General features: G+C 38.0%; 18 protein-coding genes. 16 read left to right on the top strand and 2 right to left on the bottom strand.

Annotated features, from left to right (window positions below; genetic code table 11):
* Nucleotides 1–59: 59 nt before the first annotated feature.
* Nucleotides 60–2,492, bottom strand: a complete 2,433-nt coding sequence (locus MKY26_RS12905) for a peptidase G2 autoproteolytic cleavage domain-containing protein (protein ID WP_341097852.1) — start codon at nt 2,490–2,492, stop codon at nt 60–62.
* Nucleotides 2,493–2,751: 259 nt separating this feature from the next.
* Here MKY26_RS12905 and MKY26_RS12900 point away from each other — a divergent pair, with 259 nt between their 5' ends.
* Nucleotides 2,752–3,159 (top strand): YugN-like family protein, encoded by a 408-nt coding sequence (locus MKY26_RS12900; protein ID WP_095373616.1) that lies wholly within the window; start codon nt 2,752–2,754, stop codon nt 3,157–3,159.
* Here the strand turns inward: MKY26_RS12900 and MKY26_RS12895 are convergent.
* Entirely contained in the window at nt 3,156–4,175 is a 1,020-nt protein-coding gene (locus tag MKY26_RS12895) for a potassium channel family protein (RefSeq protein ID WP_322910439.1), read from the bottom strand. The two genes, MKY26_RS12900 and MKY26_RS12895, sit on opposite strands and share 4 nt — an antisense overlap.
* Before the next feature lie 75 nt (nt 4,176–4,250).
* Between MKY26_RS12895 and MKY26_RS12890 the strand changes: the two genes are divergently transcribed.
* From MKY26_RS12890 to MKY26_RS12820, 15 genes are all read left to right on the top strand, one after another.
* Nucleotides 4,251–4,892 carry an SDR family oxidoreductase gene (locus MKY26_RS12890; RefSeq protein ID WP_328197406.1) on the top strand — a complete coding sequence of 214 codons (642 nt, stop codon included), beginning with the start codon at nt 4,251–4,253 and terminating at the stop codon, nt 4,890–4,892.
* A gap of 375 nt (nt 4,893–5,267) precedes the next feature.
* On the top strand, nt 5,268–6,077 hold the full coding sequence (locus tag MKY26_RS12885) for an endonuclease I family protein (RefSeq protein WP_340976234.1): 810 nt from the start codon (nt 5,268–5,270) through the stop codon (nt 6,075–6,077).
* 233 nt (nt 6,078–6,310) lie between these two features.
* On the top strand, nt 6,311–8,275 hold the full coding sequence (locus tag MKY26_RS12880; RefSeq protein WP_341097851.1) for an asparagine synthetase B family protein: 1,965 nt from the start codon (nt 6,311–6,313) through the stop codon (nt 8,273–8,275).
* Nucleotides 8,235–8,360, top strand: a complete 126-nt coding sequence (locus MKY26_RS12875) for a paeninodin family lasso peptide (protein ID WP_224937966.1) — start codon at nt 8,235–8,237, stop codon at nt 8,358–8,360. The genes MKY26_RS12880 and MKY26_RS12875 overlap by 41 nt, the downstream gene beginning before the upstream one ends.
* 208 nt (nt 8,361–8,568) lie before the next feature.
* A complete protein-coding gene (locus MKY26_RS12870; RefSeq protein WP_341051907.1) occupies nt 8,569–9,522 on the top strand; it encodes an aldolase in 954 nt (317 codons plus the stop codon).
* Nucleotides 9,491–9,790: a lasso peptide biosynthesis PqqD family chaperone gene (locus tag MKY26_RS12865; RefSeq protein WP_341097850.1), complete on the top strand. Its 300-nt coding sequence runs from the start codon at nt 9,491–9,493 to the stop codon at nt 9,788–9,790. The genes MKY26_RS12870 and MKY26_RS12865 overlap by 32 nt, the downstream gene beginning before the upstream one ends.
* Nucleotides 9,783–10,259 carry a lasso peptide biosynthesis B2 protein gene (locus MKY26_RS12860; RefSeq protein WP_307318129.1) on the top strand — a complete coding sequence of 159 codons (477 nt, stop codon included), beginning with the start codon at nt 9,783–9,785 and terminating at the stop codon, nt 10,257–10,259. Before MKY26_RS12865 ends, MKY26_RS12860 begins: the two co-directional genes overlap by 8 nt.
* Nucleotides 10,253–11,440, top strand: coding sequence for a nucleotidyltransferase domain-containing protein (locus MKY26_RS12855; RefSeq protein ID WP_307318127.1), 1,188 nt, complete (start codon nt 10,253–10,255; stop codon nt 11,438–11,440). The genes MKY26_RS12860 and MKY26_RS12855 overlap by 7 nt, the downstream gene beginning before the upstream one ends.
* Before the next feature lie 100 nt (nt 11,441–11,540).
* A complete protein-coding gene (locus MKY26_RS12850; protein ID WP_095372094.1) occupies nt 11,541–12,290 on the top strand; it encodes a YveK family protein in 750 nt (249 codons plus the stop codon).
* Nucleotides 12,250–12,915: a CpsD/CapB family tyrosine-protein kinase gene (locus tag MKY26_RS12845; protein ID WP_095372095.1), complete on the top strand. Its 666-nt coding sequence runs from the start codon at nt 12,250–12,252 to the stop codon at nt 12,913–12,915. Before MKY26_RS12850 ends, MKY26_RS12845 begins: the two co-directional genes overlap by 41 nt.
* 259 nt (nt 12,916–13,174) lie before the next feature.
* The gene (locus tag MKY26_RS12840) at nt 13,175–15,001 is read left to right on the top strand and encodes a polysaccharide biosynthesis protein (protein WP_341057203.1); all 1,827 of its coding nucleotides are present in this window, start codon (nt 13,175–13,177) and stop codon (nt 14,999–15,001) included.
* A gap of 20 nt (nt 15,002–15,021) precedes the next feature.
* Nucleotides 15,022–15,903, top strand: a complete 882-nt coding sequence (galU, locus tag MKY26_RS12835; protein WP_251163335.1) for a UTP--glucose-1-phosphate uridylyltransferase GalU — start codon at nt 15,022–15,024, stop codon at nt 15,901–15,903.
* On the top strand, nt 15,900–17,063 hold the full coding sequence (locus MKY26_RS12830; protein ID WP_328197420.1) for a glycosyltransferase family 4 protein: 1,164 nt from the start codon (nt 15,900–15,902) through the stop codon (nt 17,061–17,063). Before galU ends, MKY26_RS12830 begins: the two co-directional genes overlap by 4 nt.
* On the top strand, nt 17,026–18,105 hold the full coding sequence (locus MKY26_RS12825; RefSeq protein WP_341097849.1) for a glycosyltransferase family 2 protein: 1,080 nt from the start codon (nt 17,026–17,028) through the stop codon (nt 18,103–18,105). The genes MKY26_RS12830 and MKY26_RS12825 overlap by 38 nt, the downstream gene beginning before the upstream one ends.
* Nucleotides 18,105–19,226: a glycosyltransferase family 1 protein gene (locus MKY26_RS12820; protein ID WP_307318117.1), complete on the top strand. Its 1,122-nt coding sequence runs from the start codon at nt 18,105–18,107 to the stop codon at nt 19,224–19,226. Before MKY26_RS12825 ends, MKY26_RS12820 begins: the two co-directional genes overlap by 1 nt.

The following is a 19,226-nucleotide window of genomic DNA, read 5'->3' as shown; positions in this document are numbered from 1 at the left end:
GCTATGAGAAACGTCTCTGTGCTTAGTTAACTTTGATCCTTCCATAGTACTTGCCAACTCTATTTAAACATGACTAGTATCTGATCAGAACTTATTCTATCCATCACACGGTAACCTGTTTCTGAATATGTGGCGATTCCTTCATCATTCGGTAAACAGTAACCATTAATTGAGCAACTACCATCATCAGTCACTAGCAATTGACCGAGTAATCCAACTGTTACCCACTCTTTACGTTTACTTCTTGGTATATAAGATTGCTGTGAATCGTAGGCGGGGTTTATTTTTGGTGCCACTCGCGTTAACTTTGCGAGGTACTCATCATTAGGGTCACTTGGAATTTGTTCATATTGAGTACGGCCCCATTGATCCTTTAGATACTTATGATGCCAATGCAGTTCAGCGGCATTCCCCTTAATGGCGGAGGCAGCACTTGTAATGCCTAAAATATAGCTGTCTGCGCTGGTTGCTACTTTCACCTTTTTACCTTGTAATGAGATAAATCTACCTGGTGTAATGCTGTTTCCATCAATCGTTTCAAACATTTCAGCATAGTCAGCGCCATTTTCATGAAGTGTGCCATCGATAAATAAATCTCCTGTAGATCCTTGGAGTAGCGCAGCTAAACCTCTGTTGCTAGCACTTGTTCCATTACCGACATGCCAAGAATAATTGTCTGTTGTTTCTCCATATATTCCCATTATATGTGAACCGATATTTGTGGCTATGTTTTGAAATCCTTCAGCATGAGAAAATACACCTTGGGCTACATTATTTTGTCCTTCTACATGAGCGGCTTGACCAGTCGCGTTATTGTTGACACCCTCCGCATGTGAGGCATTCGCTGTAGATAGGGTATTTAAACCTTCTGCATGAGCACCTGTGCCGCTTGCGGTGGTTCCGTAACCTTCAGCATGCGAACTATTACCAGAAGCAGTATTGGGTAAAGAAGCGTTATTTGCATTCACTCCCCCTTCCACATGGGCCCCATATCCAGAGGCGATATTATTGAACCCTTCTGCATGTGCATAGTTTCCACTAGCGGTGGTTCCTCTTCCTTCTGCATGAGAATAATCCCCACTTGCTAGTGTTGTATTTCCTTCAGCGTGAGCGTTTATACCTTCTGTTCTTGTACGAGACCCTTCGGTGTGCGACGCGTATCCTGCTGCTGTCGTTTCTATTCCCTCGGCATGGGTAAAGGCATTTGAAGCAACAGTTGAACTTCCTTCAGCGTGAGAAACATAACCGCTTGCTTGGGTGAAAAGACCTTCTGCATGAGCAAAGCTATCAGATGCTACGCTGCTACCACCTTCTGCATGTGAAGTGGAGCCAGATGCAGTCGTTAAATATCCTTCTGCATGAGAGTTAGTACCAGAAGCAATAGACCCTTGCCCTTCTGCATGAGAAATACTCCCAGAAGCATTTGTCTGAAAGCCTTCCGCATGAGCATAAGAATTATTTGCAACTGTACTTCTTCCTTCTGTATGAGCAACAAAACCACTTGCTTCAGTGTCCATTCCTTCCGCATGAGCGCTTTCGCCAGAGGCGGTATTCCTTAATCCTTCCGCATGCGTGTAGTCACCACTTGCTGTTGTTGTATTCCCTTCTGAATGGGCACTAAGACCACTGGCTAAGGTGAGTGTTCCTTCCGCATGTGCTTCATTTCCACTGGCAACAGTTTGGTGACCTTCTGCATGAGCAGCATATCCTGAGGCTTCGGTTGTATTCCCTTCCGCGTGAGCAGTATCACCACTGGCAACAGTTTCAAATCCTTCTGTATGAGAAGCTAATCCGATCGCTCTAGTTGAGTTCCCCTCTGCATGTGAAGCATCCCCTGTGGTGATTGTACTAAAGCCTTCAGCATGAGAAGCAATGCCATTTGCCTGTGAGGAGCTCCCTTCAGCATGAGAAGCAATGCCGAGCGCAGAAGTAGTCAGCCCTTGTGCGTGACTTGCAGTTGCTGAAGCTTGCGTGTCAATTCCCTCAGAATGGCTAGCTTCTCCAATGGATATAGTGTTGAGACCTTCTGCATGCGAGGCTAATTCAGTCGCAATCGTATTATCGCCTTCCGCATGACTAGCTGTACCAGAAGCAACAGTTTTGAACCCTTCCGCATGTGCATCATTACCAGTTGCAGAACTACTAGAACCTTCCGCATGAGAGGCAGCTCCACTTGCTAAAGTCTTATGCCCTTCCGCATGAGCTGACTCACCTTCAGCAGTTGTTAAACTCCCTTCCGCATGAGAAGCGTCACTAACAGAAGTGGTTTGAAACCCCTCTGTGTGAGCAGCTGTGCCAATAGCATTTGTTTGGCTCCCTTCCACATGAGAAGCGACTCCAGTAGCTAATGTTTCAAACCCCTCCGCATGAGAAGCATTACCATCAGCAGTCGTTGAAGTCCCCTCCGCGTGAGCAGCTTCACCGTTTGCATTTGTATTTATTCCACCTGCATCAGAACAGGCACCATTCGCATTGCGATTACATTCTGCCATTACATAATTCTCTCCTTTCATACGGGTTAATAAAATTATATAGATGTATTTTTAAAAGAGGTTAACTGAAGGCACTCTGTATACATTTACCCTTCATCTGCTATAACTTATGAGTTGAGCACTTATCACGATTGTATGTTTGTCCATTAAGGTTAGCTATTTATGCGAAGAAGCCTAAAGAGAAGTGAAAAGCGCTAGTATTAGTGAGAGGGAATAGGGTAAAACTAAGCAAAATATGATGTTGAAAGGAATGAAAGCAATGAGAGAAATTCATTCTAATATCGAGGGAAAGCAATATCACTTGTTTAAGCTGGAGCAGTTATTAAAACCAATGGGTTATACAATTGGAGGGAATTGGGATTATGACCATGGTGCGTTTGATTACAAGATTGATACGAACAATGGTTATCATTTCTTACGTATACCCTTCAAATCCATAGATGGTCAATTAGATACAAGCAATTGTACAGTAGAACTGGGAACACCTTACCTCTTGTCACATATTTACGAGAGCAATATTGATGAAAATAACGCAAATATCGGTAATTTCTCTGCTTCATTTAATCAATTTCAGGCACCAGTTGATAAGGACGGAGAAGTTACCGAAAGATATGTTGCTATAGGTCACGAGCTTGTTAAAGAACTAGAGGGGATTTTGCAATATTAATTTTTTATCGTGATAAGCAAATCCTCTGCTTGAAGTGAAAACGGGTGAGGGGGATGAATAATCATCTCTTCTCCTCGTTTGATGCCAAGAATCAATATATCTTCATTCATTAAGCTAATACTTACATCACGAAAATTAGCCCCAATATGGTCAGTCAATATGGGCTCAATACCTAGTCTTCTTTGATCAATTTGCCTTAGTAAACTGAGAAATGCCGTAACCATTTCTCTTGAAGTAAGGCTACTAATCATGACAAAGCTTGTTAATAAGTTCGTTTGCACGATTTCATCTGCGCCTGCTCGCTTCGCATTTTTCATCTGTTCAGTTGTTAGGATTTCTACAATACAAGGTAAGGATGGATTCATTCCTTTAACAGCAATTAACGTCAAGATACTGTGCATATCTGCTTGGTGTTCGTCTTTGTTTTGATCAGCGGTAATAATCAATTGTCTAGCGTCCATTACACTTGCTTTCATGAGCACATCATCTCTTTGTGGATTGCCTTTGACGAAATGAAGGTTTTGGTGGGGCAATGGATTTTCCTCCAATGTTTCATCAATTAATGTGACGGGTACGCTATTAACATAGCTACATATCGTTTTCAAAATTTCTCTCGAACGAGCATTCCAACCGATGACAATAATATGATCACGGTCTTTAAACTTGAAATTTCCTTGAATATAGTCATTTTGCTTAGCGACAGCGGCAGTAGACAATGCAACGAAATAAGAAGCAATAAAACCTGCTCCTGTCAAAACAAGGACAATTCCTGCTAGTCTTCCGACAACAGAGTGAGGCACAAAGTCACCATACCCGACAGTTGAAGCAGTTATGACAGCCCACCAGATACCATCAAACCAAGTAGGAAAACTATTTGGCTCTAATAAGTGAACAAAACCGCCAAATAGGATAATTGTCATCAGTGCCATGATGAGTATACGAAAGACCAATGGTAAGCGAGTGAAATAAGAATACAGATAATGTGGCATTTTATAAACTCCCCTAGAAAATAGTATTATTTAGTATAGGTGAAAATCCATTTTCATAAACGATTTTCACCGATAAATGAAAAGGAAGAGAGGAGAAAGAGAATGAAAGTATTAGTAATAGGAGCGAACGGGCAAATTGGTAAACAAGTGATGGATAAATTAAGTGAAACAACCGGTGATATACCTGTAGCAATGGTAAGAAAAGAAGAACAATTAACTGATTTTAAAAACCGTGGGATGGAAGCGGTCCATGCATCATTAACTGGTACGGTTGAAGATTTGGCTAAGGCTATGCAAGGATGTGATGCTGTTGTCTTCACAGCAGGATCAGGAGGCCATACAGGATATGACCAAACATTGCTCATCGATTTAGACGGCGCAGGTAAAGCAATCGAAGCAGCGGAAAAAGCCGACGTTTCTAGATTTGTGATGGTTAGTGCCATACATGCGAATGACCGAGAAAAATGGTCAGCGATTGAGCCATATATGGCAGCCAAACATTATGCTGATAAAATGCTGATGAATAGCTCATTAGACTACACGATCGTACGTCCTGGTGGCTTATTAAATGAACCAGGAATAGGGAAAGTGAAGGCTTCTGCTTCTCTTGAAAGAAATACAATTCCACGTGAAGATGTGGCTGCAACAATCGTTGAGGTGCTTCATAATGATCAGACCATTCATAAATCATTCGACCTCGTTACAGGGGAGGAAACGATAGGTGAGGCGCTAAAAGGGATTTAGTAAAAAAAATACAGAGACATGGAAATAAATAGAAAGAAACTAGAGCAAATTCTAATAGAGAATTTGCTCTAGTTTCATTTGGAAACAATCTGTTTATAATTTCGTTGCCGACATACTCATGAATTTTTCTTCATATAAGGAATCCCTCCAATTCAAATTAAAAAACGACGAAGAGTACTCAGCTGCCTAAAATGATATTTCCAATTCATTGCTGCAGTTTTTAGATAGATATTACTTTCAGCATTCATTGCATAAAAAATAGTCATATGAGGGGAGGAAAACTTCTATTAAATAAAACCCTACTGTTGGTGCTGTTCAAATATTTATTTTTCATAGATAATATTCTTTTAAGTACTTTATGAAGGAGAGGAAACAATGGGCATACGTTCTTTTATCCCATTATTAGTTTTATTGAGCTTGTTAGTTAGTTGTACGCCAGAAGGGGAATCCCCATTTACAGAGGGAAGACAAACAAATGATTATCAGGTTGATAGTGACTATTATAAAGAGGCAGAAGGGAAAACGGGAGATGAATTAAAAGCAGCACTTCATGAGATTATAGATGATCATAATGAACTGACTTATCGTGAGGTATGGGAAGCGTTAATGGTGACAGATGAAGATCCACAAAATAGAGACAATGTAATTTTATTCTATAGTGGAAGATCGCAAGACAAGGACTTAAAAGGTTCAGATGCAGATGACTGGAACCGTGAACATATTTGGGCAAAATCCCATGGTGGATTTGATACTGATCCAGGTGTAGGAACAGACCTGCATCATTTAAGGCCGACGGATGTAAGTGTAAATGCTTCTAGAGGAAACTTAGATTTTGATAATGGTGGAAAAGAACATCAGGAAGCAAAGGGTAATTATTATGATCATGATTCTTTTGAACCTCGTGATGAAGTGAAGGGTGATATTGCCAGAATGCTTTTCTATATGGCGGTACGTTATGAGGGAGATGATGGCGAGTTAGATTTAGAATTGAACGATAGAGTCAATAATGGACGCACGCCTTTGCATGGAAAATTATCCGTTTTGTTAAAGTGGCATAAAGAGGACCCTGTAGATGAGAATGAACAACGTAGAAATCAATTCATCTATGAAGAATTTCAAAATAACCGCAATCCCTTCATTGATAATCCTGAATGGGCATTTGCTATTTGGGATGATGAACAGTAAAAGTGGAATAGAGTAAGTCTGGTATAATTGTAAAATTTTTTACATTTCAACCAGACTTTTTTTACTTCACGAGAATGAAAGGCAGGCTCATTTTAGCAATAAACAAAATAACTAAAATTTTAAAAAAATAAGCCATTTGTATCAAAAACAATATTGACAGTTGATTTGTATGATGTTAGTTTAAAAGTACTTATATGTTCTTTATAAAGAACTAAAAAAGAGGGAGGTAGCGCATGACAGCAATTGCTGGTATATGGAGCTTCAATGAGTGGGAAATTCCCGTTCATTACGGGGATAGGATGTTGCAACAGTTTCAAGGGTTCCGTTATGATCAAGTGCAAACAATAAGAGAGCGCCGCCTATTCTTAAGTTGTTCTTTAAATTGGATTACACCACAATCTAGGGGTGAGGAAATTCCCTATTATAATCGGGAAAAAGGGTTAGCTATTATATGCAATAGTATTATTGATAATCGCGAAGATTTATACCAGCTATTAAATATTCGGAAGTATGAGAGATGTATGATTACCGATAGTCAACTGATTTTATATGCCTATGAAAAATGGGAAGAAGATTGTCCTAGGTTTTTAGTCGGTGATTTTGTATTTATGATTTGGAATGACAAGAAACAAACATGGTTTGGAGCTAGAGATTTCTCAGGCACGAGAACATTATATTTTACTAAAAATGCTTTGTTCTTCTCATTCGCATCAACTATGGGTGCACTACTGACTTTACCAGAAGTAGAAGATACATATAATGAGAACTGGATCGCTGAATATCTTGCTAATCCATTAACGATAGAATCAGTAGATTTAACCTCAACGGTCTATCAATCTATTTATCAAATACCACCTTCACACTCAATCACGATAACGAAACATCATATGCAGATTAAACAATACTGTCACCTACTAGAAGAAAGAGAACCGCTTAAACTAAAGAATGATGAACAATATATTGAAGCATTTCAAGAATTATTTCAAAAAGTAGTTGATTCAAAATTAAGAACATTTAAGGGAAAAGGTGCTCATTTAAGTGGGGGGTTGGATTCAGGTACAGTCACTGCATTTGCGGCCAAATCATTACAAGGGGAACCGTTACATACTTTCAGTTACATCCCTATTCCCAAGTTTGAAGATTGGACACCCAAAAGTAGACAAGCGAACGAAAGACCATGGATTGAAGAGATGCTTAAGCTATACCCTACTCTCGTTCCGCATTTCTTATCTTTCTCTGACCGTAATGCTTATACAGAAATGGATGAGTGGTTGAATGTGATTGAATCACCTTATAAATATTTCGATAATACGTATTGGTTACGAGGGATTTACGAACAAGCATCAGCTTTGGATATAGGTATTCTCCTCAATGGCCAACGTGGCAATTGGACCATTTCTTGGGGTCCAGCGCTTGATTACTATGCAAGTCTTCTTAAAAAGTATCGATTATTACATTTTTTAAAAGAGACTAATTCCTATAGTATCGCTTTAGGTGTTGATCGAAAAAAAGTTTGGTCGACTATTATAAATAAAAAAATAAGAGCATCCCATGTGAATCGGGGGCATCCCTTTCCACAATTTATTCATCCTGCATTTGCAAGGCAAACAAAGGTGTATGAAAAATTAAGAGATAACGGCATTGACCAAGCGGGGAACGGGCTAACTAATGCATATCAAGTGAGAGAAAAACAATTCAATGACCTCTATTATTGGCATACAACAGGGGTATATGGCGCAAAAATGGCCTTGAAATATGGAGTAATTCCTAGAGATCCTACAGATGATTTACGAGTGGTCCGTTTTTGTTTATCGCTTCCGGAGGATCAATTTGTGAAAAATGGATTCAATCGTGCCTTTATTCGTAGAGCAACAAAAGGATATTTACCGAATCTTAACCGATTAAATGTGAAAAGTAAGGGTGTGCAAGGTGCAGATGGGCTGCTGCGTCTCCTACCAAATTGGTCGTCTTTTCTAAATGAAATGGAAAAAGCACTAAACGATCAGCGCATTCAGCACTTTATCGATGTGTCAGTCATCCGGGACCATCTAAAGCGTATTCAGCACCCACAAGCAAACCAGGTGTTTGATGATGATTTTCGCATAGCGATGCGGACACTCATTCTTTACCGTTTTCTTATTAAAGGAGGTGAAACAAGTGACAAAAATTTGGCAAACACCCATTTTGCAAGAACTTGAAATAAAAAGAACAATGGGAGGACCAGGATTAAAAATCCCGGATGCTGTCCAACCAGATGAAGATGAAACCATTCATCATTCGTAAGCACATTAAAGGAACCGGCCCTTGTGCTTATGTATAAGGGCTTCTTAGAAAAGAGTTGGAGAGATAATAAGTTTAATTGACATTTCGTGCGCTAAATTTGGACGCTATTGCTCTTAGGTATAGCTTAAAAAAACAGGATAGGCAGAGTCCTTTCTTTTACGCTTATAGGCAGTGGTGTCTGGCGCTTTTCTAAGAAAGGAGGATCGTTTTGGATAAGAAGACACATAAATATCGGGCATTCGGTTTATATGTATTAAGTGATATTCCATTTAAAGAACTTGTTGCTAGCGAAGAATCTGAGCCCTCTAATCCTATTGAGATGATTAGTATTAAACAAAGAGATTTATCATCTATATGGGATAATTATGGAGAGAAAAGAAAATTTAAAGTATTAACAGATCAATCCGTTCTATTTACAGTTAATGAAACGGCAACTTTCTATATTGAGGGGGGCAGGAGTATTTATTTTGACCCTCATCCTAGTAGTTCAATAGATAAGGTCCGTTTGTTTATATTAGGATCGTGTATGGGTGTACTGTTAATGCAAAGGCGGATATTACCCCTTCATGGAAGTGCAGTAATGAAGGATGGCAAAGCCTATTTAATTGTCGGAGATTCAGGGGCAGGAAAGTCGACACTAGCTTCGACGCTTATTCTTAAAGGATGGTCGTTATTAAGTGATGATGTCATACCTATTCAATTAGTAAACGGCACAGCCTATGTAGTACCGAGCTACCCACAACAAAAACTATGGGATGAAAGTATTATAAAGTTAGGTTTATCAGTTACAAGTTATCATCCTCTTTTTGATAGAGAAAATAAATATGCGATACCTGTACAGAATGTATTCACACATCACTCGGTTCCACTTGCAGGTATTTTCGTCCTACATCAGGTGAATGAAAGGCCAAAAGAAATACACCCTTTAAATGGGTTACAAAAAATTGAAGTTTTGGATGCTCATACATATCGTCCTTTTATGATCGGGCGGTTAGGACTATTAGCTTGGCATTTTGACTTATCGGTTAAGATTGCTAGTCAAATTCCTATGTATGCGATCGAGCGGTCGAACTTATTTTCAGCATATGAGCTGGCAGATACGATTCATAACTTGTTTGAGGAGGAGCAGAATGATAACAAAGAAGCCATTGTCAATCAATGATATCGTGAAACAAGTAGGTGGAAATATGGTAAGCGATATGAACGGTGAGAAAGTGATGCTGAATATTGAAAACGGTAAGTATTATAATTTAGGTGTCATTGGTGGTGAAATCTGGGGAAAGATGCAAGAAGGCGTGTTAATCTCTTCTCTCATTGTGCAAATGCAAGCAGAATACGAAGTGGAGCAAATCAAGTGTGAAGAAGAGGTGTTTTCCTTTCTTGATCAGCTTTTAAAAGAAGGGCTTATTGAAGTACATCAACATGAATAGCATAATTTTTCATAAACTTAAACATTTTCTTGCTCTTCCCTGGGAGAAAAAACAATTATTAATAGAGGCCCTAATTTATCTAGCTTATGCAAGAATCTATAAGCAGTTACCATTTTCTAAAGTTTCACATCTATTAGGTAAGCATATGAAAGAGACAGAACAAACACAGGACCTTCATAGAGAGAATCCTATTCAACAAATTTCTGAAGCAGTACATCATATGAGTCGGTATACGTTTTGGGAGAGTGAATGCTTAGTGAAGGCTGTTGCTTGTATGAAAATGCTTGAAAGAAGAGGAATAGAAAGTACTTTATATTTAGGGACTGCAAGGGATGATTACGGTGAGTTTGTCGCTCATGCATGGTTAAGAAGTGGTACTTTCTTTCTGAGCGGGGCGCATGAAAAAGATAAGTTTACAATTGTTAGTATGTTTGCATGTATACCGAAAAAGGAGAAGGAGAGATGGTAAGAACGTCATTGGATAATCAAAATTTACCTTTAGAAATGCAGCTGATCGTATCATTGATGAAAAATGAAAAGCAATTAGTACTTTCATTATGTACCAAGGTAGATTGGGATCAGTTCCTGCTAGCAGTAAAGCATCATCGAATATTCCCGCAAATATATCATGCAATAAATGAACAAAGGGTAGCTGATAAGATGCCAGCATATATATTTACAAAAATAAAGAAAGATTATGAGCAGAATATCTATCGTATGCTGCATTTGACTGCGGAAATGCACACACTCTATTTGCAGTTTCAACAAGCATCTCTACCGCTTCTTTTTCTCAAAGGTCCGATACTAGCTAAAGAGCTTTACGGTGATCTGTCTTTGCGTACTTGTGCTGATATTGATTTGCTGGTGCCGATTGAACGTATTGAACAAGCAGAACAATTAATGCTCCTACAAGGTTATGAAAAAGATGAATATATTGAATCGGTGATGGATGATTGGAAATGGCGACATCACCACTTTACCTATTTTCATAAGCAACATCGAACGAAGGTAGAAGTTCACTGGCGCCTTCACCCTGCACCAAGCACAGAGCCCCATTTTACCGAGTTATGGGAGAGAAGAAGAGAAAGCCAATGGAGTAGTCAAATTAGCTTTCCTTATTTAGGTGAAAAAGATTTATTCTATTTCTTAAGTACTCACGGTGCTAGGCACGGTTGGTCAAGGTTAAGGTGGCTGTTCGACATTCATCAGATCTTGTTACAGGGAAGTTTTGTGAATGATAAGGACTGGTCACATCATTTAACCCAATACCAATACGATAAAATCGCTGGGCAGGCATTATTATTATCAGTGAAACTATTTAATTCAAATGTAAAATCAACATGCATGGATAAGCGCGCATCAATAAAATTAGCAAGAGGGGCATCGTTTTATTTTCACCAATTGGTTTCGTTACATGATCATCATGTACCAAAGGAAATTGCTCATTATCATGCGCAATATTTACGTAGTTTATTTACTTTGAAGCAGAAGTTCATTCATTATTTGCAATGGTTCTATCCTTTGTCCGAAGATTATCAAGCATTCCCGTTACCGAAAAAATGGTTCCCACTCTATTATGTGATAAAACCTTTTCTATGGCTAAATAGGAAACGGCAAATACTACAAAATGCAAGAAAGAAAACTTGTTGACTTGTTCTTTATAAAGAACTAAAATGAAATAAATCTAATCTAATTCTATTTTTTTACTCTTTTTGTTCTTTATAAAGAAAATACAAAAGGTGGATTACAAATGAACAGATATTTGAATGAACCTGAGGCTAAAGAAATACAATTACCTGAACTATTTAAAGTCATTAAGAAAAGGTTTTGGCTGGTGCTTCTTTTTACGTTGCTTGCTTGTGGGATTGCTTTTATTTATCACTTATTAAATAAACCAACGCTACTCTATCAAAGTGATACGAATATTATTATTGGGGCAGAAGTAGGGTATCGAAATACTCTACAGGTCATCATTAGAGACACAGTGGTGTTAGAGGAAGTAATTAAAGAATTGAGATTAGCGGAAACAAGTGATCAATTAGCGAATAAGATTGCTGTTACGAGTGTTGATGATACGCAGGTGGTGAATATAACCGTAGTTGATTCACATCCAGAAAGAGCCGCTTTAATTGCTAATACTACAGCAAAAGTGTTTATTGAAAAAATCCCGACAATTATGGATTTTGATGAAGTCAGCATTTTGTCGGAGGCAAGAACAAACCCGACCCCTATTAATGAAAGTAATGGGCTGAATATAATAGTAATTGCAGGGGTATTAGGTTTAGTTGCGGGAATAGGCTTTATTTTTCTATTAGACTCATTAAATGATTCTGTAAAGTCAGAAAGCCAGCTTGAGAGATTAATCGATGTGCCAACAATTGGTACTGTTTCAATCATACATACAAAAAATTTGAAACAAAAGAAACAAAAACAAACAATGAAAGAAAGGAGGAAGACTAATGGTCAATATGCGGAAATGGAAAATCGGTACGAGCAATAAGGGACGAAACTTAGTCACTTATTTGTACCCTCATTCTATCATTTCTGAACAATTCCGCACGATAAGAACAAATATCCAATTTATCAATGGTGAGAAAAAGCATATGGTCTTGCTTATTACTTCACCAGATCGTTATGAAGGTAAAACGACAATGATAGGCAATATTGCTGTATCAATTGCGAACCAAAAAGAGAAAGTACTCTTGATTGATGCTAATTTAAGAAATCCAGCATTGCATCAAATGTTTATGGCAGCTCAAGAGCCTGGTTTAACAGATGTATTGAAAGGCGATGCAATACAGGAAGAAGTGACTATTTCTACGCAAATTCCTGGCCTAAAACTATTGCCTAGTGGGAAGATTCCATCCAATCCCTCAGAACTACTTGGTTCTAGTGTCATGAAGAAGCTCATAGCTAAAGTTAGCCCATTATATGATGTAATTTTAATTGATTCCCCTTGTTTATTAGATGTTACTGATACAAAGGTGTTAGCGAATGTTAGTGATGGTGTGATACTCGTCGTAAAACAAGGGCAAACAAAAGCAGAACATGTCTACAATGCTAAAAAAACACTACAATATGCAAAGTCGAACATTATTGGCACCATCTTGAATGGAAGCCATTAATTTTTTTATGATTGTTCGTTATAAAGAATATTTAAGGTGATGTCTCCTTGCCTTTATCTAAGAGAGATACTCGGTCATGCTGTGGGTTGAAAGAAACCTTAGACGCCCTGTCGTCAAGAGTGTGGTGAGAGGGGGGGTTAGATGCCCTGTTTTACTTTTAGATTAAATGTCTTTACATGAGTTGAGAATTGTATTAGTTCTAATCATTTACTGATGGTATAAGTCATTTGAAATCCTGAAGCAAGGGAGGGATGATACTGTGTCATACAGACTAAAGCTTATATTTTCGTTATTGATGGATGCAGTATTACTATTGAGTTCTTTTATATTTACGTATCTATTACTCCCAACTTCTATCTCATACAATCAAGCTATTATAATTTATAGTTTATCACTTCTATTTTATTATATCTTTGCTTATAAAGAGCAATTCTATGAGCAATTATGGTCCTATGCTAGTATTCGAGAATTTCTCATTATTCTCAGGCTTGTAGGAACGACAGTCTGTTTAACAATGATTACATACTACATGTTATTAAAAGCGTTTCTTCCACAATTTACAATCATTTATAGTTTAGTGTTGCTCATTATATTAACAAGTTCGAGATATGGCGTAAGAGTCTATCGAGAACAAATGCAAGAGCTAGCTATTAATAAGAAAAAAACATTAATTATTGGTGCTGGTTCAGCAGGAGGAATGCTTGCCAAACAATTGATGCAAGGACATGATCAATTAATTCCAGTCGGATTTATTGATGATGACTATAGGAAGCAAGGCTTGTATTTAGCAGGCTTAAAGGTTTTAGGGAAGGTAGAACAATTAAGAGAGATTGTTCAGGAAATGGGTATAGAGCATTTAATCATTGCTATCCCTTCACTTAAAAAAGAAGAGCTCGAAATCATTTTTAATGAATGTACCAAAACGAATAGTAAGACACAAACACTACCCTTTATTGAAGATATTGTCATGGGAGAAGTAAAAGTCAATCATATACGAGATGTAAAGGTGGAAGATTTACTCGGAAGAGAGCCGATTCTCTTAGAGGACAATAGTATTTCGGAGTATATTGCCAATCAAACGGTACTTGTCTCTGGTGCAGGTGGTTCAATTGGTTCAGAGATTTGTCGACAGATTTTAAATTTTTCACCGAAGCGTTTGATTCTTCTCGGTCATGGAGAAAACAGCATTTATTCCATATTATTAGAACTGGTAGATATGAAAAGTGATAGCGAACTGATTCCTGTTATTGCTGATATTCAAGATAAAGAACGCATGATTCAAGTCATGAAAAAATATCAACCGGCAGTTGTTTATCATGCAGCCGCCCACAAGCATGTACCATTAATGGAAGAACATCCAGAGGAAGCAGTAAAAAATAATATAATTGGTACAAGGAATATGGCAGAGGCAGCTCATCAGTCACAAGTCAATGTATTTGTAATGGTGTCAACAGATAAAGCAGTAAATCCAACAAGTGTAATGGGCTCATCGAAGCGTCTTGCAGAAATGCTTGTTCAACAAATGAATAAAGTAAGTACAACTCGTTTTGTTGCGGTAAGGTTTGGCAATGTATTAGGTAGTAGAGGGAGTGTTATTCCCCTTTTTAAAAAGCAAATCGAAAAAGGGGGACCAATTACTGTCACGCACCCTGATATGGTGAGATATTTTATGACCATTCCTGAGGCGTCAAGGCTTGTGCTACAGGCAGGTGCACTAGCATTAGGTGGTGAGATATTTATTTTAGATATGGGTAAACCGGTAAGAATATATGATTTAGCAAAAAATTTAATTAAACTTTCCGGCTATACAACTCAGGAAATAAGTATTAAATTCACCGGTATTCGCCAAGGGGAGAAGTTATTTGAAGAACTATTGAATAAGGAAGAAATGGACGATCAGCAAATTCACCCACATATTTATATTGGGAAAAGCGCCACCCTTTATATTGAAGAGATTGAAAGTTTAATTGATTTATATCCTGTGATGAGTAAAGAGGAATTAAGAGAACGATTGTTAACCCTTGCAAACCGAAAAGAAACGCCAGAGAAAAAGCAGGAAGTTGCTAATATGTTATCACTATCTTAAGGAAGAAGGAGTGAGTAAGTATGAGGCAAGTAAGAAAAGCGATTATTCCAGCTGCCGGTTTAGGAACTAGATTTCTTCCTGCAACAAAAGCAATGCCAAAAGAAATGCTACCACTTGTCGATAAACCGGCAATTCAATACATTGTAGAAGAAGCAGTTGCTGCTGGTATTGAAGATATTATTATTGTTACAGGTAAAGGGAAAAGGGCAATAGAGGATCACTTTGATTATTCTTTTGAACTAGAACAAAATTTAATGAGCAAAGGTAAATTTGAATTACTATCAGAAGTGAAAAAGTCATCTCAACTGGCCAACCTTCATTATATCAGACAAAAAGAACCGCTTGGGTTAGGGCATGCCATATGGTGTGCACGGAAGTTTATTGGCGATGAGCCGTTTGCGGTCTTGTTAGGTGACGATATTATTGAAGGATTTACGCCATGCATAGCTCAAATGATAGAACAGTATGAAGAGCATAAAGGTACGATTCTTGGGGTGAAAAAAGTGAAAGACGAAGAAGTATCAAGATATGGCATCATTGATGGTGAAATAGTGACGGAAAGACTTCATACGGTTCGTTCTTTAATTGAAAAGCCAGACCTTAATCAAGCACCATCTAATTTAGCAATCATGGGGCGATACATCCTACCACCGAGTATTTTTGATATTCTTTCATATCAAGAGCCAGGGAGGGGGAATGAAATTCAACTAACAGATGCGTTAGCCACTTTGAATCATAGTGAACCGATATTTGCATTCGAATTTCAAGGAGAGCGCTATGATGTTGGTGAGAGACTTGGTTATATTCAAACATCCATTGAATTTGCTTTAAAACGTAAGGATTTACAAGAGGAGCTGTTAGGTTTTCTACAAACGATAACAGAAAGATATCCAATCAAATGACGGCAAAAAAACTGCTATTAGTTGCCACAGTCGACTATCATTTCAAGGCATTTCATCTCCCCTTTATGCGACAACTATACGAACAAGGTTGGGAAATACATATAGCGGCTAAAGGTGACTTAACCTTACCTTTTGTATCCAAACAGCATCGCCTCCCAATTGAAAGACATCCGTTGAAAAAAGCCAATCTATATGCGTACAAGCAGTTGAAAAGCTTAATGGAGATTCATCAATACGATATTGTTCATTGCCATACACCCACTGGTGGATTACTTGGTAGATTGGCAACTTTTAGTTTGAAGAAGAAGCCATTACTATTTTATACTGCCCATGGATTTCATTTTTGCAAAGGTGCACCACTACTTAATTGGCTTATCTATTATCCTATTGAAAAAACCTTGGCGCGGAAAACGGATTGTTTAATTACGATTAATCAAGAAGATTATGCCTTAGCCACTAAGGCATTGAAAGCGAAGGAAATAGCTTTTATCCATGGAGTAGGCGTCAATGTGGCACAATATCAGCCAATTGATAAGGAAATAAAGGAAAAACTAAGAGAAAAGCATCTAATTGAAAAAGAGGCTTTTTTATTTTTTTATGCAGCAGAGTTTAATCGAAACAAAAACCAAAGGCTTTTACTACAAGCGTTTAAGAAAATAGCGAAACAACACCCATCTAGCCAATTACTATTAGCAGGAGAAGGACCGCTGTTATCAGATTGTCAAAGACTTGCTACTGAGCTTGGAATTGATCGTCAGGTAGTATTTCTCGGCTTTACAAATGAAGTGAAGGAATGGTTACAAATGAGTGATGTGGCTGTGGCTTCTAGTTTAAGGGAGGGCCTCCCAGTGAATATTTTGGAAGCTATGGCTTGTGGCCTACCCATTGTAGCTACTATGAATCGAGGGCATCATGAATTGATCAGGGACAGGCATAATGGATATCTGATAGCAGCGACTGATGTGCATCGTTTCGCCGAAAAAATGGAAAGTCTTATACTTTCTGAACAAGAGAGAGAGAGGTTCGCTAAAGCAAATAGGCAACTTGTTAGCAAGTATTCAACTGAAGTCGTCATGGAAGAATTAATGATCCTTTACGCTAAATACACGCAGGAGAAGAAAGATGAAAGCAATCATCAGCATTATCGTGCCTATATATAATATGGAAATGTATATTGAAAGATGTCTACATAGTTTACTCACACAAACATTTAAAAAAATTGAAATTATTGCCGTCAATGATGGTTCAACCGATCAAACGGGGGACATTCTTTCAAAATATCAAGAGAAGGATAAAAGGCTGAAGGTCTTCTACCAGGAGAATAAAGGTGTCTCCCAAGCCCGTAATTTTGGACTAAAGCACGCGGAAGGAGAGTATATTGGTTTTGTCGATCCTGATGACTGGGTTCACCAAGAGATGTATGAGGCATTATATGAAGCGCTTCAACGAGAGCAGGCAGATATCGCTATGTGTCGATACACACGAGCGTATCAACACTTTTCTAAGGAAAGATACTTCCATCACTTGAAAGAAAAAACCTATAGAGGTCAAGCCTATAAAGAACAAATTGTCAGGCGATTAGTAGGTCCAATTAAGGAAGAAGTATCTGATCCTAGTATGCTTGATGCTATGGGAACCGTTTGGTCAAAGCTATACCGTACAAATTTATTAACAAAACAACCTATCTTTTTTACAGATTTACATCATATTGGATCAAATGAGGATACCCTTTTCAATATGAAAGTGATGAGCCTAGCTGACTCTTTTGTCTATGTCGATCGGCCTTTATATCATTACTGGAAGGAAAATGAACATTCACAAACGAGTGAATATAAATCGGATTTATTTCAGCTTTGGCAGCAACTTTATGATGAAATGAATCATTGCATAAAGGAATATTCATTCAGTCGCCATGCTCAATCAGCTTTAAATAATCGTATTTGCTTAAATATGATTGGTTTAGGCTTAAATATCCTTGCTTCTAAAAGCCAACTAACGGTACGAGAAAAAATCAATGAAATAGATAACATATTAAGTGAACCTATTGTTAGAGAGGCTTTTAAAACGTTGGATCTCAACTACTTTCCATTCGTTTGGAGGGTATTTTTTGTTTGTGCCCGTTCACGTTCAGCTAGCAGTGTCTACTATATGCTTATGATGATTGATAAATTAAGAAAAAAGCGCTGGGGGAGTAGGTCATAATGGAATTAAGAGTGTTGCAAGTGGTAACGATTATGAATCGTGGTGGGTTAGAGACCATGTTAATGAATTATTATCGTCGGCTTAGGCATGTTGGCATTCAATTTGACTTCATTGTCCATCGGCAGGAAGAAGGTCATTATGACAAGGAAATTAAGAGGCTAGGTGGTCGTATATTTCATATGCCATCCATTCGCCCAGGCAATTACCAAAAATACTTTAAACAATTGGACACCTTTTTTGCCGAACACCCATATTATCGAATTGTACATGCTCATTTAAACGAAAACAGTAGTTTTGTTATGCGTGCAGCATATGATGCTGGAGTGCCGTGTCGGATTGCACATAGCCATTTGAGCGATTTACATATAGATTTTAAATGGCCGTTTCGCAAGTATGCAAGGTCATGCATGAAGGATTATCCTAATTATTATTTTGCATGTTCTGAACGTGCTGGGGAATGGTTGTTTACATCATCTAAGAACAAGGTAACCGTTTTACCTAACGCAGTAAATGTGAGTCAATATCTTTATCATTTGCCAGAGCGAAAGCGGATAAGAAGAGAATTGGGCGTGGATGATTCTTTTGTAATTGGTCATATTGGGCGCTTTAATTATCAGAAAAATCATGATTTCATCATAGATATTTTCCAATCTATATCTGATAAAAGAAAAGACGCTGTTTTAATTTTTGCTGGAGATGGTGACTTAATGCCACAAATAAAGAAAAAAGTTCACAAGCTAGGGCTAGAACAACAAGTGAAATTTTTAGGTGTTAGAGAAGATATTCCTTCGCTTTTGCAATCCTTGGACGTCTTTTTATTCCCTTCTCATTTTGAAGGTTTACCTGTAGTTTTAATTGAAGCACAGGCTGCAGGTCTCAGTTGCCTTGTCTCTGATACGATAACGGCAGAAGTGAATCTGACGAATAGGGTAACATTTATGAGCTTATCTAGAAAGGCTTCTGAGTGGGCAGATAAACTGTTGCAATTAGATAACCAACATAAGGATACCTCTACGGAGTTAAAAGTAGCTGGTTATGATATCGAGACCACGAGTCAGTGGTTATCTACCTTTTATAACGAATATAACGATACTACAAATCATGCAAGCGGGACGAGATAA

This window comes from Cytobacillus sp. FSL R7-0680 (genome assembly GCF_038009245.1).
Lineage (GTDB): Bacteria > Bacillota > Bacilli > Bacillales > Cytobacillaceae > Cytobacillus > Cytobacillus kochii.
This window is presented reverse-complemented; position numbering and strand designations above follow the sequence as displayed.